Here is a 22,715-nt window from a genome sequence, read left to right on the forward strand (position 1 = left end):
GCCCACCCCCCGCTCGGCGGGGCCCGGCGTGCCACCCCGGCGCCACCGTGTGCGACGTCACATCATCGGCATAATGAGGTGAGGGACACGGTGTGAGACGGGGCGGCGGCACGACGAAGCGAGTCGACCACCTCCGACGCTCCGTAGACTGGGTGGAACCGCTCGCGCGGAGACGCGCGGGTCCGAGCCGGAGGGAGCAATTCCAGTTGGGTGTCCTGTCCCGCATCGAGTCGCCCGAGGACCTGCGTCGGCTCAGCCAGCCGGAGATCAGGGAACTCGCCGGGGAGATCCGGCAGTTCCTGGTCGAGAAGGTGGCGGCGACCGGGGGACACCTCGGCCCCAACCTCGGCGTCGTCGAACTGACCATCGCCATGCACCGGGTCTTCGACTCCCCCCACGACCCGATCATCTTCGACACCGGGCATCAGGCGTACGTCCACAAGATCCTGACCGGTCGTAAGGACGGCTTCGACACGCTGCGCAAGCAGGGCGGCCTGTCGGGCTACCCCTGCCGCGCCGAGAGCGAGCACGACTGGGTCGAGTCCTCGCACGCCTCGGCCGCCCTGTCCTACGCCGACGGCCTCGCCAAGGCCTACGAGCTGTCGGACCAGCAGGACCGGACCGTGGTCGCCGTGGTCGGCGACGGCGCGCTCACCGGCGGGATGTGCTGGGAGGCGCTGAACAACATCGCGGCCGGCAAGGACCGGCGGCTCGTGATCGTCGTCAACGACAACGGCCGCTCCTATGCCCCCACCATCGGCGGACTGGCCGAGCACCTCGCGGCGCTGCGGCTGCAGCCCGGCTACGAGCGTGTCCTCGACAACGGCCGCCGCTTCGTGAAGCGGCTGCCGTGGATCGGTGCGGCCGCGTACTCCGTGCTGCACGGGATGAAGGTCGGCATCAAGGATGCGGTCAGCCCGCAGGTGTTGTTCACCGACCTCGGCCTGAAGTACCTCGGACCGGTCGACGGCCACGACGAGGCCGCTCTCGAGGCCGCTCTCCGCCGCGCCAAGTCGTTCGGCGGACCGGTGATCGTGCACGCCGTCACCCGCAAGGGCGCCGGGTACGCCCCGGCCGAGAACCATGTCGCCGATCAGATGCATGCCACCGGTGTCATCGACCCGGTCACCGGCCGCGCCACCGCGGCGGCGTCGGCTCCGGACTGGACGTCGGTGTTCTCCGACGAACTGCTCGTGCAGGGCGGCCGCCGCAAGGACGTCGTGGCGATCACCGCGGCGATGCCGGGACCGACCGGGCTGTCGGCCTTCGGCGAACGCTACCCCGACCGGATGTTCGACGTCGGCATCGCCGAGCAGCACGCCGTCACCTCCGCCGCCGGCCTCGCGCTCGGCGGAATGCACCCGGTGGTCGCGGTGTACTCGACGTTCCTCAACCGCGCCTTCGACCAGTTGCTGATGGACGTGGCGCTGCTGAGACTGCCCGTGACCGTAGTGCTCGACCGGGCCGGCATCACCGGCGCCGACGGCGCCAGCCACAACGGTATGTGGGACTTCTCCCTGCTCGGCGTGATCCCGGGGATCCGGGTGGCGTCGCCGCGCGACGGCGCGACCCTGCGCGAGGAGTTCGGCGAGGCGCTCGCCATCGCCGACGGCCCGACCGTACTGCGGTTCCCGAAGGGCGCGGTCGGCCCCGACATCCCTGCGGTGGAGCGCATCGACGGCACCGTCGACGTGCTGCGGATGCCGTCCGAGCGTCGCGGTGACGTGCTGATCGTCGCGGTCGGCGCGTTTGCGGGCCTGGCGCTCGACGCAGCGGAGCGGCTCGAGCAGCACGGCCTCACCGCCGCCGTCGTCGACCCGCGCTGGGTGCTGCCCGTCCCGGCGGCCCTCGCCCGGCTGGCGCGGGACTTCCGGCTCGTCGTCACCGTGGAGGACGGCGGCATGCACGGCGGTGTGGGTTCGGCGCTCTCGTCGGCCCTGCGGGCGGCCGGGGTCGACGTTCCCACCCGTGAACTCGGTGTGCCGCAACGGTTCCTGGATCATGCGTCGCGGGAACAGATCCATCGTGAGCTGGGGCTGACCGCGCAGGACGTCGCGCGTCAGGTGACCGGCTGGGTCGTCGGGCTCGGTGCCGCGCAGAAAGCGGAGCAGGCCGTGGACGGGACCGCCGGGGAGGAGTCCGCGGGCGACGTCGTCGTCCGGCGGGACCCCGGCCTCTGACGCTGCGACGACGGGCCGGCCGCACGTGCTGCCGGCCCGTCGGTCGCTCAGCCAGCTTCCTCGAGGGTCCGTCCGCGTGTCTCGGGCACGAACTTGATCACCACCAGCAGAGACAGCGCGGCCATCACCGCGTAGCCGGCATAGGTGAACGACAGGTTCCAGTCCGCCAGCGCCGGGAACGTCGCGGACACGAGGAAGTTCGCGATCCAGTTGGAGGCGGTCGCGATGCCGACGGCGACGGCACGCACCCGGTTCGGGAACATCTCGCTGATGAGGACCCACACCACCGGACCCCACGACAGGGCGAAGAAGAACACGAAGGCGTTGGCCGCGAGCAGGGCGATCATGCCGTAGGTGTCGGACAGCGTCGCGACCTTCTCCCCGTCCTCGTTGACGACGAAGGTCGCCGAGTGGAAGCACACGGCGGCGGTGCCCAGCGACGCCGCCATCCCGACGGATCCGACGAGCAGGAGCGGCTTGCGGCCGATCTTGTCGATCACCGCGATGGCCACGAAGGTACCGACGATGTTGACCAGTGCGCTGACGACGCTGATGAGCAGGGACCGGTCTTCGCCGAATCCGACCGCCTGCCACAGCGTCGACGAGTAGTAGAAGATCACGTTGATGCCCACGAACTGCTGCAGCGCGGCCAGGGCGATGCCCACGTAGATCAGCGCAGCCACGCCCAGCCGCCGGGAGAACACGTCCCGCACACCCGGCCGGGCGGACTCGAGGTGCAGGGTCTCGCGGATCGTGGCGATCCGCTCGGCGACGGCGACCTCGTCGCCGCCCTCGACCGTGGCGATGATGCGGCGCGCGGCGTCCTCCCGGCCGATCCGCACCAGGTACCGCGGCGATTCGGGGATGGGGAAGGTCATGATCAGGTACAGGGTCGCGGGGACCGCGCCGAGTGCGAGCATCCACTGCCAGGCCTCGATGCCGAGCAGCTCTTCGCTGGCCCCGCCGGCGGCCGCGGCGAGGGCGTAGTTGACGAGCTGGGAAATGGCGATGCCGAGGACGATCGCGAGCTGGTACATCGAGCCGAGTCGGCCACGTATGGCGGCGGGCGAGATCTCGGCGATGTAGGCCGGGGCGATGACCGAGGCGAAGCCGACGCCCACGCCACCTATGGAGCGCCAGAACGTCAGGTCGTAGATGCTGAAGGGGAACGCCGACCCGAGTGCGCCGACAAGGAACAGGACCGCGGCGATCTGCATGACCCGGATCCGGCCCAGCCGATCGGCGATGCTGCCGGCGATCCACGCACCGAGCGCCGCGCCGACCAGCGTCAGCGACACGGACAGGCCGATGGCCCCGGCGCCGACCTCGTAGCGCTCGCGGATGGCGCCGACGGCGCCGTTGATGACGGCGGTGTCGTATCCGAACAGGAATCCGCCGAGCGCGGCCACGGCGGCGAACAGCACCGCGCGGGCCACCGTGTGCTGCTGCTCGATCCTCGAATGGGGGAGGTGGGAACTGTCGGTCACAGGCTGGACGGTACGCCTGACACCGCGTCGGGGGGGCCGCTTCGGTGGGCACCGTGGCCGGGGTGATACGCACGGACGCGCCCCGGGGCCCACGACGGTTGCGCGGGTCCCGGGGCGCCGTGCGGAGCTACCGGTTCGTCAGACGCCGGCCACGCCGGGGGCGAGGAAGCGTGTGCCGTTGACGGCCTCCGAGGTGCCGGTGCGATCCAGGTACGGCGTGATGCCGCCGTTCCAGAATCCGAAGCCGCCGCCGAGGATCAGGCACAGGTCGATGTCCTCGGGGGCGGCGACGACGCCCTCCTCGAGCATGATCCGGATCTCCTCGGCGAAGGCGCGACGGGTCCGCTCGAGCACCTCCTCGGCGGTGGAGGGCTTGTCGCCCTGCGGCCACAGCGCCGCGACCTCCGGGTCGACGACCTGCTTGCCGTCCGCGTACGTCCACACGCCCGGCTTGCGGGCCTCGACGAGCGCCTCGAGTCCGGGGGAGGACACGAAGCGGTCGGGGTAGGCGGCCTGCAGGGTCTCGCCGGTGTGCAGCGCGACGGCCGGGCCGACGAGTGCGAGCAGCGTGAAGGGGCTCATCGGCATGCCCAGCTCGCCGACGGCGTTGTCCGCGACCTCGAACGGGGTGCCCTCGTCCACGGCGGTCATCACCTCGCCGAGGGTGCGGGTGACGAGCCGGTTGAACACGAAGCCCGGCAGGTCCCCGCACAGCACGGCCGACTTCTTCAGCGCCTTGGCGGTGGCGAAGGCCGTCGCAAGGGTCGCGTCGTCCGTCTGCGCGCCCCTGATGATCTCGAGCAACGGGAGCACGGCGACGGGGTTGAAGAAGTGGAAGCCGACGACGCGCTCGGGGTGCTTCAGGTCCGCGGCCATCGTGGTGATCGACAGCGACGACGTGTTGGTCGCCAGGACGGTTTCCGGCGAGACGTACTGCTCGATCTCGGCGAAAACCTGCTTCTTGACGTCCATGTTCTCGAACACAGCCTCGATGACGAAGTCGGTGTTCGCGAACGCGGCCTTGTCGAGGGAGCCCGACACGAGCGCCTTGAGGCGGTTCGCGGCGTCGGGCGACAGCCGGCCCTTGCCCTGCAGCTTGTCGATCTCGGTGTGCACGTAGCCCACACCCTTGTCGATGCGCTCGGAGTCGACGTCGGTGAGGATCACCGGCACCTGCAGCTGGCGCACGAACAGCAGCGCGAGCTGGCTGGCCATCAGGCCCGCCCCGACGATGCCGACGCCGGTGACCTTGCGGGCCAGGGACTTGTCCGGCGCACCGGCGGGACGCTTGGCACGCTTGTTGACCAGGTCGAAGGCGTAGAGCCCGGCCCGCAGCTCGTCGGACATCAGCAGGTCGGCCAGCGCCTCGTCCTCGGCGGCGAAGCCCTTCGACAGCGACTCGGGATCAGCGATGTCGGTGTTACGGGCCAGCTCGAGCAGCTCGACCGCCCGGGCCGCTCCGGGCGCGAAGCCGCGGGTCTTGGCCGCGACGAGCGCCTTCGCGCGGCCGAGCGCCGCGTCCCAGCCGGCGCCGCGGTCGATCTCGGGGCGGGCCGGGGTGATCTCCCCGGCGAGGACCTTCGCAGCCCAGGCGAGGGACTGCTCGAGGAAGTCGGCCGAGCCGAACACCGCGTCGGCCAGGCCGAGTTCGGCGGCCTGCTTCGCGCGGATGACCTTGCCGTTGTTGAGCGGGTTCTCGAGGATCAGCGTCACCGCGTGGTCGGGCCCGATCAGGTTCGGCAGCAGCTGGGTGCCACCCCAGCCGGGGACCAGACCCAGCATCGTCTCGGGCAGGCCGAGCGCCGGCACGTTGTCGGCGTAGGTCCGGTAGTGGCAGTGCAGCCCGACCTCGAGGCCGCCGCCGAGGGCGAGGCCGCCCACGAAGGCGAACGTCGGCACCTGCGAGTCGCGCAGGCGGCGGAACACGCGGTGGCCGAGGCGGCCCAGCTCGAGCCCCTGCTCGCGGCTGGTGATCGAGGGAACGCCCTTCAGGTCGGCGCCGGCGGCGAAGATGAACGGCTTGCCGGTGACCGCGACAGCAGCGGGGTTCGCGGCGAAGGCCTCGTCGAGGGCCTTGTCGAAGGCCTCGAGGCCGGCGGGGCCGAACGAGTTCGGCTTGGTGTGGTCGAACCCGTTGTCGAGGGTGATCAGCGCGACGGGGCCGTCGATGCCGGGCACCTCGACGAGCTTGGTGTAGGCGTTCGTGACGACCTCGTCGGCGAACAGGGACGAAAGCTCGCTCATGACTACTTGTCTCCCTCGAAGTTGGGGTTCTCCCAGATCACGGTGCCGCCCATGCCGAGGCCGATGCACATCGTGGTCAGGCCGTAGCGCACCTCGGGGTGCCGGGCGAACTGCCGGGAGAGCTGGGTCATCAGGCGCACGCCGGACGACGCGAGCGGGTGGCCGCAGGCGATGGCGCCGCCCCACTGGTTGACCCGCGGGTCGTCGTCGTCGATGCCGAAGTGTTCGAGAAACGCGAGCACCTGCACGGCGAAGGCCTCGTTGATCTCGAACAGGCCGATGTCGTCGATGGTCAGGCCGGTGCGAGCGAGAACCTTCTCGGTCGCCGGCACCGGGCCGATGCCCATCACGGCCGGGTCGACGCCCTGGAAGGCGAAGCCGACCATGCGCATGCCGATCTGCAGACCGAGTTCGCGGGCGGTGTCCTCGCCGGCGAGGAGGCAGGCCGTCGCGCCGTCGTTGAGGCCGGCGGCGTTGCCGGCGGTGATGCGGCCGGCGGGGCGGAACGGCGTCTTGAGCTTCGCGAGATCCTCGAGCGTGGTGCCCGGGCGCGGCGGCTCGTCCTCGGTGGCCAGGCCCCAGCCGGTCGCCGACCGGGTGGCGACGGGCACGAGGGTCTCGGCGATGTAGCCGGCCTTCTTCGCGGCGTCGAACTTGTTCTGGCTGGCGACGGCGTAGGCGTCGGTGCGGGCCTTGGTGATACCGGGGAACCGGTCGTGCAGGTTCTCGGCGGTGTTGCCCATCACAAGGGCGCTGGGGTCGACGAGTTTGTCGGCGAGGAACCGGGGGTTCGGATCGGCGCCCTGACCCATCGGGTGGCGGCCCATGTGCTCGACGCCGCCGGCGATCACCACGTCGTACTGACCGAAGCCGATTCCGGAGGCGGTGGTGGTGACTGCGGTCATCGCGCCGGCGCACATGCGGTCGATCGCGAAGCCCGGCACGGTCTCCGGTAGGCCGGCGAGGATCGCGGCAGTGCGGCCGATGGTCAGGCCCTGGTCGCCGGTCTGGGTGGTCGCGGCGACGGCGACCTCGTCGATGCGCGCGGGGTCGAGCTGCGGGTTGCGGCGCAGCAGCTCCCGGATGGTCTTGACGACGAGGTCGTCGGCGCGGGTCTCCGCGTAGATGCCCTTCGGGCCCGCTTTCCCGAACGGGGTGCGTACGCCGTCGACGAAGACGACATTGCGTTGAGTTGTGGTGGTTGACGCCACGCGTATTCCTCCCGATGGAGCGATGCTCGCCGACGCCGGCGAGGCCAGGGTTCCGGGAACATCCCGGCGCCGGGCAGCCCGGACGCCAGCGTGTTACCGACCAGTAACTTACCATCCGCGCCGGGCGTCACCGGAGGGGTGCGCGCGCCGGGCAGCCACCGGTCTCGCCGGCGGTCTGGGCGTCCTGCGGCGAGGCCGGTGGCCGCCGGGGTTGCGGGGCGCGCTCGTGACCATCAGGGGAACTCGCCGCGCTGGTCCCGAGTACGTTGCTCTGAACAGCGGGTATGCGGAAGCGCTCGACACCGAGGCGGTGGCGAATGCAGGGATCGGGCGTGACGCGACCGTGGGTCCGCGGGCCGGGACGGTGGGAACGGGTCAGTCCGCGGTCAGCGCCTTCGCCAGGCGCGGCGCCGTCAGCTCCCGCTGCCAGGGCCGTGCCCCGTCGGTGGCGAACCGTTCCTCGATGTACGCGACGACGTCGGTATCCGCCGACACCCGCCACTCCCAGCACAACCGGCGCACCAGTTCGGGGCCGACGAGATTCTCCACCGGCACCTGGACCTGCTCGCTGAGCTCGGCGAGCGCGGCACGGGCCGCGGTGAGCCGCGCGGCGGCGTCGGGATCGTGCCGGGCCCAGCGGTTGGCCGGCGGCGGGCCGGTGAACGGCTGTGTAACGGGTGGCAGCTCCGATTTCGGCAGCGCCCGGGCCCGCTCGATCGCTCCCAGCCACACCCGCGACGACCGGCGCTGCCGCGGCCCCCCGAAGACCGGCAGGGCGCGCAGCTCGTCGACGGTACGGGGGGCGGCCTCGGCTGCGGCGACGATCGCGGAGTCCGGCAGCACCCGGCCCGGGGCGATGTCCCGGCGTGCCGCGAGTTCGTCTCGCGCCGTCCACAGCTCGCGCACGATCGCGAGCCGCCGCGGATCCTTGAGGGTGTGGATGCGGGAGGTGCGGCGCCAGCGGTCGGGCTTGGGGGCCGGAGGCCCGGCGCGACGGATGTGCTCGAACTCCTGCGCGGCCCACTCCGACTTGCCCTGCTGCTCGAGCTCGGCCGCCATCGCGTCCCGCAGCTCGACGAGGATCTCGACGTCGAGAGCCGCATAGTTCAGCCAGGCGTCGGGGAGCGGCCGGGTGGACCAGTCGGCCGCCCCGTGGCCCTTGCGCAGCTCGAAACCGAGGGTGCGTTCGACGATGGCGGCCAGCCCCACCCGATCGAAGCCGGCGAGACGCCCGGCCAGTTCGGTGTCGTAGAGCACCGCGGGCCGCAGGCCCAGCTCGTCGAGGCCGGGCAGGTCCTGGTCGGCGGAGTGCAGCACCCACTCGAGATCGTTGATCGCCGCCGCGAGCGGCGCGAGCGCGTCGGCCGTCGGGATCGGGTCGAGCAGCACCGTGCCGGCGCCGGCGCGACGCAGCTGCACCAGATAGGCGCGCGCGGAGTACCGGAAGCCCGAAGCCCGCTCGGCGTCGACGGCGAGCGGCCCGCTGCCCGCGGCGAGCGCTTCCGCCGCCGCGGCCACCCCGGCTGCCGTGGTGACGACCTCGGGGACGCCGTCACGCGGGGTCAGCAGCGGGACCGTCGCCCCTGCGGGCTCGTGTTCGTTGGCTACCGACATGGTTCGTGACTCTATCCGGGTGGCGGTGGTCTGGGCGTCGACCCGGTCAACCGCGCGGTCGACGTGCCGATTCCCGGTGTGACGAGTGGCACACGACCGCGCGGGCTGCTGCGCGGATTCTACGGTGCGGTGTCGAGTTCGTCGAGCGCCGAAGGGAAGGCGTCGACGAGCAACCAGACGTCGGGAACAAGTTCGGGGCACGTGAGCACGCCGACATCGAGCGCGCCGTCCAACGACATCACGGTGATGTTGAGTCCGACCCCGTGGAAGATCGGTCCCAGCGGGTACATGGCCCGGATCCGGGCCCCGAGGAAGTACAGGGGCATCGCAGGGCCGGGCACGTTCGAGACCACCAGGTTGTGGACCACGGGGTGGCGTTCCGCGAGCCGCAGCGACGCGTACGTGCGCATCGCCGCGCCGAACACCGCGGGCGCCATGAACTGCGTCCAGTCCTGCAGCAGGCTTGCGCCCAGGGCCGAATTATGTTCTTTGGCACAGGCATTCGCATCCGCGATCGCGTGCAGTCGCTCGATCGGATCGGCGATGTGGGTGTGCAGGCTCGCGAACATCGGCGAGACCTGGTTGCGTCCGGGCCGGTCCGACTTGCCGCGCACCGACACCGGGACCATGCCGATCAGCGGGGAGTCGGGGAGCTCGTCGCGGTCGGCGAGGTAACGGCGCAGCGCACCGGCGCACACGGCCATGACCACGTCGTTGACCTTCACCCCGTGCTCGTCCTTCACGGCCTTGACCCGGCCCAGGTCGAACTGCGCGAATCCGACGCTGCGGTGGCCGGTGATCGTGCCGTTGAAGGAGGTGCGCGGAGCGGTGAACGGTGCCGGCATGGCCTCGCCGCGACGGGCCCGGGTGATCCACCGGGGCACCAGCTCCACGGTCTTGGGCAGCGCCCGCACCAGCCCCAGCGGGCGGGTGGCGACGTTGAGCAGGCCGCCGAGGGCGATCCCGAGCGCCGAGCCGCCGCCGGCCCCGTCGGTGACGGGCTCGGGCCGTGGCGCGTCCGGTTCGAGGCTGCACAGCTGCGCCACGAGGTCCGCGCCGGTGACGCCGTCGGCGCCGGCGTGGTGGATCTTCGTCATCACCGCGACCGATCCGTCCTCGAGGCCCTCGATCACCACCATCTCCCACAGCGGCCGGGAGCGGTCGAGCGGCTGTGCGGCGATGTGCCCGCACAGGTCCGCGAGCTCCTCCCGGCGCCCGGGCGCCGGGACCGCGACCCGGTGCAGGTGGCGGTCGAGGTCGAAGTCCGGATCGTCCACCCATACCGGATGGTCGAGGTTGAACGGGCTGTCGGCGATCTTCTGGCGGAACAACGGTACGGCCGTGAGGCGGGCCGCGAGTTCCGCGCGCAGTGCCTCGTAGCGGTACCCGTCCGGAACGGTCGTCGTGTCGAGGACGATCAGTCCGCACACGTGCAGCAGCTGCGTCGGCGTCTCGAGGTACAGGAATCCGGCGTCGAGGCCGCTGAGTCGATGCATGGCCCCATTCTAGAACAGGTTCTAGTATCGGCGGGGGAAGCCTGGTCCACCTGCCCGAGCGGGTCTTCGTCGCCCCGGCGGTCCGGAACCCGTTCCCCGGGCGCCGCGACGGGCGCCGGTCAGCTCGGCGCGGCGAGCGGGGCCGGCGGAGCGCCCGGCACCCGGTCGGCCAGCTCCGCGAGAGCAGCCGGGAAGCCGTCGGCCAGCCGCCACAGGTCCGGCAGCAGGTCGGGGCACGACTGCAGACCGAAGTGCAGGCCGCCGTCGAGCGACAGGACGGTGATGTTCAGGCCCGCGCCGTGGTAGATCGGCCCGAACGGGTACAGCGCGGTGATCCGCGCGCCGAGGTAGTACAGCGTGTCCGTCGGCCCGGGGATGTCGGAGACCACGAGATTGTTCAGCACCGGGAGCACGTTGGGCAGCCGCAGCGCCGAATACAACCGCAGGGCCGCCCCGAACGCCGCGCCCGGAGCCACCTGGCCCCAGCTGCCGAGCAGGTCGGGGTCGAAGGTGGCGTGGTGGGCCTTGGCCGCAGTCTCGTCCGCCGCGACGGCGTGCAGCCGCACGACGGGATCGGCGATCTCGGTGTGCAGCCGCCCCATCAGCACCGAAATCTGGTTGCCGGCGTCCCCCCGGGCGCGTCCGTGCACCGAGACCGGGACGGCGGCCACCAGGGGAGAGGCCGGCAGTTCGCCGCGGGCGGCGAGATATCGGCGCAGAACCGAGGCGCACAGGGCCAGCACGACATCGTTGACCGTGACGCCGAACGCGCGCTTGACCGCCTTCACGGCCGCGAAATCCAGCGTCACGAACGCGACGTTGCGACGGCCGGTGACGCGGCGGTTGAACGACGTCCGCGGCGCCGTGAGCGGCACCGCCATCGCCTCCCCTCGCCGCGCCCGGCCCACCCACCGGGGCACCATGGCCGCGCTGGACCGCACCGCGCGGGCGAGGTCCAGCGGCCGGGTGGCGAGATCGGCAACGCCGCCCGCGGCGACGGTCAGGCGGTTCGCCCCACCGACGCCGGGCGACTCGGGCCGCGGTGGCGGGGCGCCGGGTTCGCGGTCGCACAGCTGCGCCAGCAGGGTCGCCCCGGCGAGGCCGTCCACGACGGCGTGGTGGATGCGCGTCAGCACCGCGACCGAGCCGTCGGCCAGTCCCTCGAACACCGCGGTCTCCCACAGCGGCCCGGACCGGTCGAACCGCTGGGCGAAACGCTGCCCACAGAGCACGGCCAGTTCGGCCGCGGTGCCCGGGGGCGGCACGGTGAACCGGCGCACGTGCCGGCCGACGTCGAAATCGGGGTCATCCACCCACACGGGATGGCCGGGATTGAGCCGGGAGTCGACCACTCGCCGGCGCAGCAGCGGCACCGCCGCAACGCGCGCCTCCAGGTCGGAGCCGAGCCGTTCGAAGGAGTAGCCGCCCGGCACGGTCGAGACGTCGAGCAGGGCCAAGCCGCCGATCTGCACGGGCAGCCCCGGCGAGTCGGTGTAGAGGAGCGCGGCGTCGAGCCCGCTGAGCCGACGCATGCCTCGATCATAGGACCGCGGGGTGCGCCGGTGCACCGCTCTCCGTGCCGTCGGCGACTCGGGACTCGGCGACGGCTCAGTGCTGCAGGCGCGTCACGCCCGCCGGGGGCAGGCCCGCCGCATACGCGAGCACCTCGCAGAACGCCTCCACGTGCGGTCCGAGCTCGCCGGACTGTGCGGTCCACGACGCCCGTAGCTCCAGCTGATGCGCCCGCGCCGGGCCGGCGATGTCGCCGAAGCGCACCGAACTCGTCGACGTCACGGTGCCGCCGAGCGCCGTCAGCGGCTCGCCGTGCGCGTCGAGCGCATCGACCAGCCAGCTCCAGGCCACCTCCGGCAGCAGCGGATCGGCAGCCAGGGTGGCGTCCACGTCGGCCTGGATGTAGGCGACGAGCCGCATGGTGCCGTTCCAGGCCTCGTCGCCCTCCGGGTCGTACAGCAGGATCAGCCTGCCGAACGCGTCGCCCTCCGATTGCTCGGGCACCAGGTCGGTGTCCGGATGGAGCACCTCCGCGCCCAGCGCATAGCTGTACGGAGCCAGCCGCTGCGGCGGCCGGATCGGACCCACCTCGATCTCCGGCCGCACGGTGGCCGCGTTCATCGAGTCGATGGCAGCGCGGAACTGGGCCGGCTCGGCGGGCGAGGTGGTCACGACAGCGGACGTTAGACCGGGTGACCGGGACCACGCGGGAGGCGCGCCGATTCCGGAGGGGTGGCCGGGCGTGGCAGCATGGGCAGCGACCCGTGCCCTTGGACGAACGAGGATCAATGACCGGCCTGGAGAACACGAACGTCGGCTCCACCCCGCGTGTGGATTACCCGACGCGGCGCCAGCTCCCGCAGGCGCCCCTGCTCGCCGCCGCGCGGGGACTCGAGCCGGCGCACCGGCCCGTGTGGTTCATGCGGCAGGCCGGCCGGTCGCTGCCGGAGTACCGCGAGATCCGGGCGAACATCGGCATGCTCGAGTCCTGCTTCGATCCCGAACTGGTCTGCGAGATCACCCTGCAGCCGGTGCGCCGGCACCGGGTGGACGCCGCGATCCTGTTCTCGGACATCGTCGTTCCGCTCAAGGCCGCCGGGATCGACCTCGACATCGTGGCCGGGACCGGACCGGTGATCGCGAACCCCGTGCGCACCGCGGCGGACGTCGCGAAGCTGCCCACCCTCGAACACGACGAGGTCGGTGCCGTCGCACGGGCGGTGGGGCTGCTCACTCGCGAACTCGGCGACGTCCCGCTCATCGGCCTCGCCGGGGCGCCGTTCACCCTCGCCTCCTACCTCGTCGAGGGCGGACCCAGCCGCAACCACGAGCGCACCAAGGCCCTCATGCACGCCGATCCGCGCACCTGGCACGCCCTGCTGGGGCGGCTCGCCGACATCACGATCGCGTTCCTGCAGGCTCAGCTGCACGCCGGCGTCGACGCGATCCAGCTGTTCGACTCGTGGGCCGGCGCGCTGTCGCTGGCCGACTACCGCGAATTCGTGCTGCCCCATTCGGAACGCGTGTTCGCCGAGGTCGAGTCCGCCGGCGTGCCGCGCATCCACTTCGGTGTCGGCACCGGCGAACTGCTCGGCGCCATGGGCGAGGCCGGCGCCGATGTGGTCGGCGTGGACTGGCGGGTGCCGCTGGACGTCGCCGTCACCCGGGTGGGGGCCGGAAAAGCGTTGCAAGGCAATCTCGATCCCGCGATCCTGTTCGCCGGACCCGAGGTGGTCCAGGCCGAGGTGCGCCGCATCGTCGCCGAGGGTGACCGCGCCCGCGCCGCGGGGGCGACCGGGCACATCTTCAACCTCGGGCACGGCGTCCTGCCCGACACCGATCCGGACGTCCTCACCGCCGTCGTCGAACTGGTGCACTCGCTGTGAGCGGTGCAGGAGCACCGAGCGTCGCCGTCGTCGGCGGCGGCATCACCGGGCTCGTCGCGGCGTACCGGTTGCGTCGCCTGCTCGGCGCGCACGCCCAGATCGTCCTCCTCGAGGGCTCCGAGCGGCTCGGCGGGAAGCTGCGCACCGTGCCGCTCGCCGGGGATCCGGTCGATGTGGGGGCGGAGGCGTTCATCGGCCGCCGCCCCGAGGTCCCCGCGCTGCTCGAGGAGCTGGGCCTGAGTGACCAGCTCGTGCACCCGTCCGGGGCCCGGCCGCTGATCTACGCCGGTGCCGCGCTGCATCCGCTGCCCAGCGGCACCCTGATGGGGATCCCCGCCGACGCCGGGTCGATGACCGGTCTCGTCGACGCCGACACCCTTGCGCGGATAGCGGCCGAGCCCACCGTCCCGCTGTACTGGGACCGCGCCGGCGACGTCTCGGTGGCCGACCTGGTCGCCGACCGGTTCGGCGAGCAGGTGGTGCGCCGCTCCGTCGACCCCCTCCTCGGCGGCGTCTACTCCGGGCTCTCCGACACCGCGGGCGTGCGGGCCACCCTGCCGACCCTGGCCGCAGCCCTCGACGCGGGTGCCCCGAGCCTGAGCGAGGCGGTCACCCGTGCGCTGCCGGAGCCCTCGGACGCGCCGGTGTTCGGCACCCTGCGCGACGGCTACGGCACGCTGCTCGACGCGCTGGAGAAGGCCGCCGACGCCGAGATCCGGCACGCCGCCGCGAGCGGTCTGCGCCGCGCCGGCGGCCGCTGGAACCTCGACCCGATCGGACCCGTCGACGGTGTCGTCCTCGCGGTGCCGGCCGACCGTGCCGCCGAGCTGCTCGCCGACGCCGTCCCGGCGGCGGCCGCGCAGGCGTCCCGGATCCCGCTCGCCTCGTCCGCGGTGGTGGCGCTGGCACTGCCGAGCGGTGCCGCGTTGCCGCAGAACTCCGGGATCCTCGTCGCCACCGGTGAGGACCTGTCCGCCAAGGCGTTCACCCTGTCGAGCCGCAAGTGGCCCCACCTGGCCGGGCGCGACGTCGCGCTGGCCCGCGCGTCGTTCGGCCGTTACGGCGAAGCCGCGATCGTCGACGCCCCCGACGACGAGCTGATCGCCCGCGCTCGCGCCGACCTCGCCACCGTCACCGGGGTCACCGACGAGCCGGTGGCCACGTTCGTCCAGCGCTGGCACGGCGGCCTGCCCCAGTACCGGGCCGGGCACCTCGACGTGGTCGCCGTCCTCGAGGACGCGATCGCTACCGTCGACGGCCTCGAGGTCGCCGGCGCGATGCTTCACGGCGTCGGAGTCCCCGCCTGTGTCGCATCAGGCACGACGGCCGCGACGCGGCTCGCTACGCGAGTGGCAGGATGAGCGGCATGGCACGTCTCGACTTCGACAAGCTCAACTCCACCCTCCGCTACGCGATGTTCTCGGTGTTCCAGGTCCGGCCCGGTGTCCTCGGCGAGGACCGCACCGCGGCGATCGAGGACGCGCAGAAGTTCTTCGCGTCCTTCGAGAACACCGATGTGATCGTCCGCGGCATCTACGACGTCGCCGGCGTCCGCGCCGACGCCGACTTCATGATCTGGACCCACGCCGAGCGGCTCGAGGATCTGCAGAAGCTCTACTCCGATTTCCGGCGCACCACCGTCCTCGGCCGCGCCAGCGCTCCGGTCTGGTCGAACGTCGCGCTGCACCGGCCGGCGGAGTTCAACAAGAGCCACGTCCCGGCCTTCATCGCCGGCGAGGACCCCGGCAACTACATCTGCGTCTACCCCTTCGTGCGGTCGTACGAGTGGTACCTGCTGCCCGACGCCGAGCGCCGCAAGATGCTCGCCGACCACGGCAAGGCCGGCCGTGGCTACCCGGACGTGCGCGCCAATACCGTCCCCGCGTTCGCGCTCGGCGACTACGAGTGGATCCTGGCGTTCGAGGCGCCCGAACTGGACCGCATCGTCGATCTCATGCGTGACCTGCGCGCCACCGAGGCCCGCATGCACGTCCGGGAGGAGACCCCGTTCTTCACCGGTCCTCGCGTCGACGTCGAGAAGCTGATCACCGCGCTGCCCTGACCCGCGCCGCGGCGCCGCCACCGGGGACGGCGCCGCAGCCCGGGCGTGCTCAGGCGGGCAGCCCCGCGATCCGCTCACCGATCCGTTTCGCCGCCTCGCGCAGCAGTTCCAGTTCCTCCGGTGTCAGGTCCAGCTCGACGATGCGCCGCACGCCGCGGCGCCCCAGGACCACCGGGAGACCGACGAACACGTCGCCGATGCCGTACTCGCCGTTCGGGCGCACCGTCGCCGACACGACCGTTCCCGAGTCGGCGACCATCGCCAGCACCATGTGCGCGGCGGCGGTGCCGGGACCGAAGAACGCGCTGCCGGACTTCAGCAGCCCCAGAACCTCCGCGCCCGAGGTGCGGGTGCGGTCGACCAGCTCGTCGAGGCGCGCGGCGTCGAGACGCGCGGCGATCTCCGGTGCCTGCGACAGCGGGATCACCATCTCCTCGCCGTGGCTCCCGAGCGCCACGGCGCCGAGCTCCCGCGCCGCCCCGGCCCCGTCCGCGGCGGCCAGCGCCCGGAACCGCCCCGCGTCGAGCAGCCCGGCCATGCCCAGCACCTGCTCCGCCGGCAACCCCGAGCCGCGCCACGCCTGGTACGTCATCTCGTCCAACGGGTTCGTCACCACGACGAGCACCACGTCGGGGGAGACCGCCGCCGCGCGCCCGGCCACGTCGCCGACGATCCGGGCGTTCGTCGCGGTGAGGTCGCTGCGACTCATCCCCGGCCGGCGGGCCTTGCCGGCGGTGATGATCACGTAGTCCGCGGGACCGGCCTCCTCCAGCGACACCGCCCCCCATACCCGCGTCCCGGAGCCCGTCAGCGCGCCGGTGTGGGTCAGGTCCAGAGCGATCCCCGCCGCCAGGCCGGGTTCGACGTCGACGAGCACGACCTCGTCGAACACGTCCGCGTCGGCCAGGCGCATCGCCGAGATCATGCCGACGTGCCCGGCTCCGACCACCACCGCGCGGGCCGGGGCCCCGCCGGATTCGACACCTTCCGCCATCAACGCCTCCCTCTCGTCGGGTACGGCTGTCGCCGTCCGTCGATGCCCACGCTAGGTCCCCGGGCGCCGCTCGGCTCGCCGATCGGACGCTGCGCGCCCACTGGCAGACTGTGCCCCATGAGTTCTCGAGCCGTGCGACACCAGCACATGGCGCACTGGGGGATGTTCGAGGTCGAGACGGACGAGGGCGACGTCACCGCCGTGCACCCCTTCGAAGGCGACACCGATCCGTCGCCGATTCTCGCCAACGCCGTCGGCTCGGTGCGGCACCGGTCGCGCGTGGCCGGACCTGCGGTGCGCCGGGGCTGGCTCGAAGCAGGACCGGGCCCCAGCGACCGACGTGGGGTCGACGAGTTCGTCGCGGTGTCCTGGGACGAGCTGACCGAGCTGCTCGCCGGTGAGCTGCGGCGCGTGGTCGACACGCACGGCAACCGGGCGATCTTCGGCGGCTCGTACGGCTGGTCGTCGCCGGGCCGGTTCCACCACGCGCAGAGCCAGGTCCACCGGTTCCTGAAGATGCTCGGCGGTTACACCCGATCGGTGCACAGCTATTCGCTCGGCGCGACCGGCGTGATCATGCCGCGCGTGGTCGGCACGCACTGGAAGCTGTTCGCCCGCGCCACGAACTGGGACGTCATCGCCCGCGAGACCGACCTGATGGTGTGCTTCGGTGGGGTGCCGCTGAAGAACACGGCGGTCAACGACGGCGGCACCAGCCACCACCCCACCCGCGGCGCGCTCGACGCCCTGCGCGCCCGCGGCGGGACCGTGGTGTCGATCAGCCCCCTGCACGACGACCTGCACGGCGCCGCCGAGCGGCTCGCGCCCCGGCCCGGCACGGACGTCGCGGTCATGCTCGCCCTCGCCTACGTGCTCGCCACCGAGGACCTCGCCGACCGCGACTTCCTCGACCGCTACTGCGTCGGCTACGACCGGTTCGAGGACTATCTCCTCGGCCGCACCGACGGCGTCGCCAAGACCCCGCGGTGGGCAGCCGGCCTGTCCGGCCTGCCCGCCGAGGCCATCGCCGCGCTGGCCCGGCGCATGGCCGCGGGCCGCACCCTGATCACGGTCACCTGGTCGCTGCAGCGGGTCCGGCACGGCGAGCAGGCGCCGTGGGCGGGGGTGACCCTCGCCGCGATGCTCGGCCAGATCGGTCTGCCCGGCGGCGGCTTCGGGCACGGCTACGGCTCGATGAACGAACCCGGCATCGCGCCCGTCCCGTATCCGCTGCCGACCCTGTTCCAGGGCAACAACCCGGTCGACGACCTGATCCCGGTGGCCGCGATCTCCGACCTGCTGCTGCGGCCGGGGCAGGAGTACGACTTCGACGGCCGGCGCCTGACGTACCCCGACATCCGGCTCGTGTACTGGGCCGGCGGCAACCCGTTCCACCACCACCAGGACCTGGGCCGGCTGCGCCGCGCTCTGACCCGGCCGGACACGATCGTCGTGCACGACCCCTACTGGACCGCGACGGCCAAGCACGCCGACATCGTGGTGCCGTCCACCACGTCTCTCGAACGCGAGGATCTCAGCTGCACCCGCAACGACCCGCTGCTGGTCGCGATGCACGCCGCCGCCCCGCGATTCGCCGACGCCCGCGACGACTACGACACGTTCGCCGCCCTGGCGCACCGGCTCGGCTTCGGGGAGCGGTTCACGGAGGGTCGCAGCGCCCGCGAGTGGCTCGAGCACCTGTACGGGCAGTGGCGTGGCTTCGTTCTCGCCGACGAGAACCGCGTCGAGACACCGCCCGAGTTCGACGAGTTCTGGCGGCGCGGCCACGTGCGGATGCGCAGCGAGGACGGGCTCACCCTGTTCGAGGAGTTCCGTGCCGACCCGCAGCGCAATCCGCTGGGCACCCCCAGCGGGCGCATCGAGATCTTCTCCGCCGATATCGACGGCTTCGGATACGACGACTGCGCCGGGCATCCCGCCTGGTTCGAGCCGGAGGAGTGGCTCGGGGGCCCGCGGGCGCAGCATTACCCGCTGCACCTGATCGCGAACCAGCCGAAGACCCGCCTGCACAGCCAGCTCGACCACGGCGCCACCAGCCAGGCCTCGAAGATCCGCGGGCGTGAGCCGATCCGGATGCACCCGGACGACGCGGCGGCACGCGGCGTGGCGGCCGACGACGTTGTGCGGGTCTTCAACGATCGGGGCGCCTGCCTGGCCGGCGCCGTCCTCGACGACGGCCTGCTGCCCGGCGTGGTGCAGCTGGGCACCGGCGCCTGGTACGACCCCCTCGACCCGGCCGACCCCGGCTCGATGTGCGTGCACGGCAACCCCAACGTGCTCACCGCCGACATCGGCACGTCGCGTCTCGCACGCGGTTGCACGGGCCAGCACGTGCTCGTGCAGATCGAGCGCTTCGACGGGGAACTGCCGCCGGTCCGGGCCTTCGACCCGCCGGTGATCCGCACGCGCTGACCCTCCCGGCTTCCCGTGCGCCGAGCGAGTGTATCGCTCGCTACCGCTACGGAGATCGACGATACATTCGCTCGGAGCCGGGCCCGGCGGTCACAGCCCCAGCGAGCGCTGCACCTCCCGCAGCGTCTGCGCCGACGCCCGCAGCCCGGCGGCCTCGTCGGGCGACAGCGGGATCTCGAGCACCCGGCCGGCGCCGCGGCCGTCGACGATCGTCGGCAGCGACAGGCACACCCCGTCGATCCCGTGCGCGCCGCGCTGCAGCGTCGAGACCGGCAGCACCCGGTGCTGGTCCCTCAGCACCGCCTCCACGATCCGGGCGGTGGACAGGCCGATGGCCAGGTTGGTGGCCCCCTTGCCCAGGATGATCTCGTAGGCGCTGCGGACCACCCGCGTGGAGATCTGCTCCCGGATCGCCGCGTCGAACGCCGGCGCACCATTCTCGTCCCGGTACTCCGTGGCCGGCACCCCGCCCACCGTCGCGCTCGACCACAGCGTGATCTCGGAGTCGCCGTGCTCGCCGACGATGAGGGCGTGCACGTTCTCCACCGCGATGCCGACGTGCTGCGCGACGAGGAAGCGCAACCGCCCGGAGTCGAGAACCGTGCCGGACCCGAGGATCTGTCCGGCGGGGGCGTCGGTCGCGCGGATCGCCGCATACGTCACCACGTCGACCGGGTTGCTGACGAACAGCACCACGGCGTCGGGGGAGAGCGCGAGGAGGGCGGGCGTGAGCTCCTGCACGATGCGCACGTTCGCCGCCGCCAGCTCGAGCCGTGACTGGCCCGGCTTCTGCTTGGCGCCCGCCGTCACGACGATCAGGTCGGAGCCGGCGGTGACGGCGAGGTCGTCGGCGCCGTCGATGCGGCACGCCGGGGCGAACTGGGTGCCGTGGTTCAGGTCGAGCACCTCGGCCCGCACCTTGTCGGTGTTCGGATCGAACAGGGCCAGCGAATCCGCGGAGCCACGGATCAGGCACGCGTAGGCGACGGCGGTGCCGACGCTGCCGGCACCGACGATCGAAACCTTGGACTTGCGGGAGGCACGGGTCGTCGACATGGACTCGATCGTCGTCGCTCCGCGCTCGATCCGCAGCCCGACCCCGCGGCCGCTAGCCTTCGAACCATGAGCGTTCCACCGTTCGACGCCGTGCTGTTCGACTTCTCCGGCACGTTGTTCCGGCTCGAGGAGGACGAATCCTGGCTGGCCGACGTCACCGACGACCGGGGCCGACCGTTCGACGTGCACCGGCAGGCCGAGCTGATGCGCCGGATGACCGCCCCGACCGGCCAGCCCGTCGAGATGGATGCCGCCGAGCATCACGCCTGGATCAACCGCGACCGGGATCCCCGCTGGCACCGCGACGCCTACCTCACGGTGCTGCGCCGCTCCGGGGTCGCCGACGAGGAGCAGGCCCTCGGCCTGTACGCGAAGCTGACCGATCCGCGGTGCTGGACGGTGTACCCGGACACGGTCCCGGTGATCGAGGCCCTCGCCGGCGAGGGCCTCGCCGTGGCGGTGCTGAGCAACATCGCCTTCGACATCCGGCCGGCGTTCGCGGCGCTCGGCATCGACGACCTGGTGTCGGAGTTCGTGTTGTCCTTCGAGGTCGGCGCGGTCAAGCCGGAGCCGGAGATCTTCCGCCACGCCGTCGATGCGCTCGGTGTGTCCCCGGAGCGCACGCTGATGGTGGGCGACAGCGAGGAGGCCGACGGCGCGGCCCGGCGCATCGGCTGCGCGTTCGCCCTCGTGGAGCCGCTGCCCACCGCCGAGCGTCGCCGGGGGTTGTGGCGGGCCCTGTTCGCGGCCGGCCTCAGTCCTTCGGAACCAGGCGCAGGGAGATCGAGTTGATGCAGTACCGCTGATCGGTCGGGGTCGGGTACCCCTCGCCCTCGAACACGTGCCCGAGGTGGCTGTGGCAGGACGCGCACAGTACCTCCACCCGGCGCATGCCGAGGGAGTCGTCGGACCGCAGGATCACCGCGTCGCTCGTCGCCGGATCGAAGAAGGAGGGCCACCCGCAGTGCGAATGGAACTTCTCGGTGCTGCGGAACAGTTCGGTCCCGCAGGCGCGGCACTCGTACACGCCCTCGGTCTCCGTGTCGGTGTACTCGCCGACGAAGGGCCGCTCGGTGCCGGCCTGCCGCAGCACCGCGTACTCCTCGGGGGTGAGGCGCGCGCGCCATTCGTCGTCGCTCAGGGACACCTTCGGCGCGGGTTCGGTCGGGACAGGGTCAGCCATGCGCTCCACGCTAGCCCTCACCACGGTTCGTCGCCACGAGCTCGGCCTGCGGCGCGGTCTTGCGTTCCGGCAACAGGAACGACGGCTCGATGCCGTCCGCCAGCCGGCCCTCCCGCCGGGCGGCCAGGTACCGGTCGAGCAGCACCGCGAAGATCACGATGAGCAGCAGCGACCAGCCGAACGTCGTCTTCATGTACTCGGCGGCGCGCCCGGCCTCCGGCCACCGCCCCGACAGCCAGCTGTCGTAGCTCATGAAGCCGTAGACCGCGAGCCACGCCGGCCAGTTCCGCATCACCGAGTTGGGCAGCACCACCGTCATCAGCAGGGGGAACAGCATCATCGAGTAGTACATCTGGCCGAGCGAACCGAGCAGGAACGACGCGGTGAGCAGCACCCCGGTGCTCGTGCCGACGAAGAACAGCTCGTCGTGGCGGCAGTACCGGTACAGCAGCCACAGCGAGACGACGACCATGACACCCAGCACGACGCGCAGCGCGAGGATCAACCACGCCGGCAGGCCGTAGTACATGCCGTTGCCGACGATCGCGCTGTTGAAGTAGTCGCGCGCCTCGAACAGGTACGGCGTGGTGCGCTCGACGAACGCCCACGCATCCACCGAGAGCGGCCACGCGACGAGCGTCAGTCCGAGGGGGACCGCCGCGGCGGTGGCGAACACCTTCCACTGCCGCCGCACGAACGGAATCAGCAGCAGCGGCGCGAGGATCGGTTTGACCGCGAACGTCAGCCCGATCGCGACGCCCGCCCACAGGTCGCGCCGCCGGAGCAGCAGCGCCAGGAAGGTGACCTCGCCGAGCAGGACGAGGCCGTTGATGTTGGTGAACACCAGGGTGTTCGTCACCGTCTCGGAGCTGAACGCCGCGAGCAGCAGGATCGGCGCGAGCACCGAGTCGAGGCCGTAGCCGAACATCCGCAGCAGCAGGTACAGCGCCACGATGATCGCGATCGCGTTGGCGATGATGAACAGCCACCGCGATCGCTCCGGGTCGATCACCGCGATCGGGGAGATCAGCAGGGTCCCGGACGGCGGGTACAGGTAGTGCGGGTCCACCCACTCGAAGTTCGCGGTGTACACGGGCCGGCGGTTGAGAAACGCCAGGGCCGCGTTGTAGACGGGGGTGAAATCGTCGGTGCGGAATCCGTTGACGGCCTTGACCGCCACACGGTGCAGCACCGTGAGCACGGCCAACGGCCACACAACGCACTTGACCACCTCCGCGGTGGTGCGGGCGGTGCGGGGCTCGAGGCGGCTGAGGAACACTACGGCACGGTACACCGGGAGCCGGTGGTGGCCACCCACCGTCCCCTCCTCGCGGCGCCGGGCCCGGGCCACGTCGGA

General features: G+C 72.0%; 17 protein-coding genes. 6 read left to right on the forward strand and 11 right to left on the reverse strand.

The genetic code is table 11. The annotated features are described in order from the left end of the window. Positions 1 to 206: 206 nt before the first annotated feature. Positions 207 to 2,180 carry a 1-deoxy-D-xylulose-5-phosphate synthase gene (gene dxs / locus ISO16_RS02030; protein ID WP_072635153.1) on the forward strand — a complete coding sequence of 658 codons (1,974 nt, stop codon included), beginning with the start codon at positions 207 to 209 and terminating at the stop codon, positions 2,178 to 2,180. A gap of 47 nt (positions 2,181 to 2,227) precedes the next feature. Here the strand turns inward: dxs and ISO16_RS02035 are convergent, their stop codons facing one another. The 7 genes from ISO16_RS02035 to ISO16_RS02065 form a co-directional block, all read right to left on the reverse strand. Then, on the reverse strand, positions 2,228 to 3,667 hold the full coding sequence (locus tag ISO16_RS02035) for a sugar porter family MFS transporter (RefSeq protein WP_006938099.1): 1,440 nt from the start codon (positions 3,665 to 3,667) through the stop codon (positions 2,228 to 2,230). A gap of 138 nt (positions 3,668 to 3,805) precedes the next feature. Next, complete coding sequence (locus ISO16_RS02040) at positions 3,806 to 5,911, reverse strand: 3-hydroxyacyl-CoA dehydrogenase NAD-binding domain-containing protein (RefSeq protein WP_072635154.1); 2,106 nt, start codon at positions 5,909 to 5,911, stop codon at positions 3,806 to 3,808. 2 nt (positions 5,912 to 5,913) lie between these two features. Then, positions 5,914 to 7,122, reverse strand: a complete 1,209-nt coding sequence (locus tag ISO16_RS02045; protein ID WP_006938095.1) for a thiolase family protein — start codon at positions 7,120 to 7,122, stop codon at positions 5,914 to 5,916. A 375-nt stretch (positions 7,123 to 7,497) separates the two neighbouring features. Further along, a complete protein-coding gene (locus tag ISO16_RS02050) occupies positions 7,498 to 8,736 on the reverse strand; it encodes an HRDC domain-containing protein (protein WP_006938094.1) in 1,239 nt (412 codons plus the stop codon). A gap of 119 nt (positions 8,737 to 8,855) precedes the next feature. Further along, entirely contained in the window at positions 8,856 to 10,232 is a 1,377-nt protein-coding gene (locus tag ISO16_RS02055; RefSeq protein ID WP_072635155.1) for a WS/DGAT/MGAT family O-acyltransferase, read from the reverse strand. A gap of 119 nt (positions 10,233 to 10,351) precedes the next feature. Next, entirely contained in the window at positions 10,352 to 11,764 is a 1,413-nt protein-coding gene (locus tag ISO16_RS02060) for a WS/DGAT/MGAT family O-acyltransferase (RefSeq protein WP_029543440.1), read from the reverse strand. Between the two features lie 76 nt (positions 11,765 to 11,840). Continuing rightward, complete coding sequence (locus ISO16_RS02065; RefSeq protein WP_006938090.1) at positions 11,841 to 12,416, reverse strand: DUF3000 domain-containing protein; 576 nt, start codon at positions 12,414 to 12,416, stop codon at positions 11,841 to 11,843. Between the two features lie 116 nt (positions 12,417 to 12,532). Here ISO16_RS02065 and hemE point away from each other — a divergent pair, with 116 nt between their 5' ends. From hemE to hemQ, 3 genes are read left to right on the forward strand one after another with little or no spacing between them, the layout of a single operon-like run. Further along, complete coding sequence (gene hemE, locus ISO16_RS02070; protein ID WP_072635156.1) at positions 12,533 to 13,630, forward strand: uroporphyrinogen decarboxylase; 1,098 nt, start codon at positions 12,533 to 12,535, stop codon at positions 13,628 to 13,630. Next, positions 13,627 to 14,991: a protoporphyrinogen oxidase gene (locus ISO16_RS02075; RefSeq protein WP_072635157.1), complete on the forward strand. Its 1,365-nt coding sequence runs from the start codon at positions 13,627 to 13,629 to the stop codon at positions 14,989 to 14,991. Before hemE ends, ISO16_RS02075 begins: the two co-directional genes overlap by 4 nt. A 5-nt stretch (positions 14,992 to 14,996) precedes the next feature. Further along, positions 14,997 to 15,692, forward strand: coding sequence for a hydrogen peroxide-dependent heme synthase (gene hemQ / locus ISO16_RS02080; RefSeq protein WP_006938082.1), 696 nt, complete (start codon positions 14,997 to 14,999; stop codon positions 15,690 to 15,692). Positions 15,693 to 15,741: 49 nt separating this feature from the next. On the opposite strand, the gene ISO16_RS02085 is transcribed toward hemQ, so the two are convergent. After that, the gene (locus tag ISO16_RS02085; protein WP_072635158.1) at positions 15,742 to 16,686 is read right to left on the reverse strand and encodes a lactate/malate family dehydrogenase; all 945 of its coding nucleotides are present in this window, start codon (positions 16,684 to 16,686) and stop codon (positions 15,742 to 15,744) included. 147 nt (positions 16,687 to 16,833) lie between these two features. Here ISO16_RS02085 and ISO16_RS02090 point away from each other — a divergent pair, with 147 nt between their 5' ends. Continuing rightward, on the forward strand, positions 16,834 to 19,119 hold the full coding sequence (locus ISO16_RS02090) for a molybdopterin-dependent oxidoreductase (RefSeq protein ID WP_081636981.1): 2,286 nt from the start codon (positions 16,834 to 16,836) through the stop codon (positions 19,117 to 19,119). A 90-nt stretch (positions 19,120 to 19,209) separates the two neighbouring features. Here the strand turns inward: ISO16_RS02090 and ISO16_RS02095 are convergent, their stop codons facing one another. After that, positions 19,210 to 20,175, reverse strand: a complete 966-nt coding sequence (locus ISO16_RS02095; RefSeq protein ID WP_170914077.1) for an L-lactate dehydrogenase — start codon at positions 20,173 to 20,175, stop codon at positions 19,210 to 19,212. A 66-nt stretch (positions 20,176 to 20,241) separates the two neighbouring features. Here ISO16_RS02095 and ISO16_RS02100 point away from each other — a divergent pair, with 66 nt between their 5' ends. After that, positions 20,242 to 20,967 (forward strand): HAD family hydrolase, encoded by a 726-nt coding sequence (locus tag ISO16_RS02100; protein ID WP_072635167.1) that lies wholly within the window; start codon positions 20,242 to 20,244, stop codon positions 20,965 to 20,967. On the opposite strand, the gene msrB is transcribed toward ISO16_RS02100, so the two are convergent. After that, complete coding sequence (msrB, locus tag ISO16_RS02105) at positions 20,930 to 21,358, reverse strand: peptide-methionine (R)-S-oxide reductase MsrB (protein WP_037201669.1); 429 nt, start codon at positions 21,356 to 21,358, stop codon at positions 20,930 to 20,932. The two genes, ISO16_RS02100 and msrB, sit on opposite strands and share 38 nt — an antisense overlap. Before the next feature lie 10 nt (positions 21,359 to 21,368). After that, positions 21,369 to 22,676: a glycosyltransferase family 87 protein gene (locus tag ISO16_RS02110; protein WP_006938070.1), complete on the reverse strand. Its 1,308-nt coding sequence runs from the start codon at positions 22,674 to 22,676 to the stop codon at positions 21,369 to 21,371. Between the last annotated feature and the right edge of the window lie 39 nt (positions 22,677 to 22,715).

The organism is Rhodococcus sp. M8 (genome assembly GCF_015654185.1).
In the GTDB taxonomy this organism is placed as follows: domain Bacteria; phylum Actinomycetota; class Actinomycetes; order Mycobacteriales; family Mycobacteriaceae; genus Rhodococcus; species Rhodococcus aetherivorans.

Coding starts and splice junctions, on each gene's coding strand:
- ISO16_RS02040 (WP_072635154.1), bottom strand. CDS start 5,911: ATGAGCGAGCTTTCGTCCCTGTTCGCCGACGAGGTCGTCACGAACGCC.
- ISO16_RS02050 (WP_006938094.1), bottom strand. CDS start 8,736: ATGTCGGTAGCCAACGAACACGAGCCCGCAGGGGCGACGGTCCCGCTG.
- ISO16_RS02055 (WP_072635155.1), bottom strand. CDS start 10,232: ATGCATCGACTCAGCGGCCTCGACGCCGGATTCCTGTACCTCGAGACG.
- ISO16_RS02060 (WP_029543440.1), bottom strand. CDS start 11,764: ATGCGTCGGCTCAGCGGGCTCGACGCCGCGCTCCTCTACACCGACTCG.
- hemE (WP_072635156.1), top strand. CDS start 12,533: ATGACCGGCCTGGAGAACACGAACGTCGGCTCCACCCCGCGTGTGGAT.
- hemQ (WP_006938082.1), top strand. CDS start 14,997: ATGGCACGTCTCGACTTCGACAAGCTCAACTCCACCCTCCGCTACGCG.
- ISO16_RS02085 (WP_072635158.1), bottom strand. CDS start 16,686: ATGGCGGAAGGTGTCGAATCCGGCGGGGCCCCGGCCCGCGCGGTGGTG.
- ISO16_RS02090 (WP_081636981.1), top strand. CDS start 16,834: ATGGCGCACTGGGGGATGTTCGAGGTCGAGACGGACGAGGGCGACGTC.
- ISO16_RS02095 (WP_170914077.1), bottom strand. CDS start 20,175: ATGTCGACGACCCGTGCCTCCCGCAAGTCCAAGGTTTCGATCGTCGGT.
- ISO16_RS02100 (WP_072635167.1), top strand. CDS start 20,242: ATGAGCGTTCCACCGTTCGACGCCGTGCTGTTCGACTTCTCCGGCACG.
- msrB (WP_037201669.1), bottom strand. CDS start 21,358: ATGGCTGACCCTGTCCCGACCGAACCCGCGCCGAAGGTGTCCCTGAGC.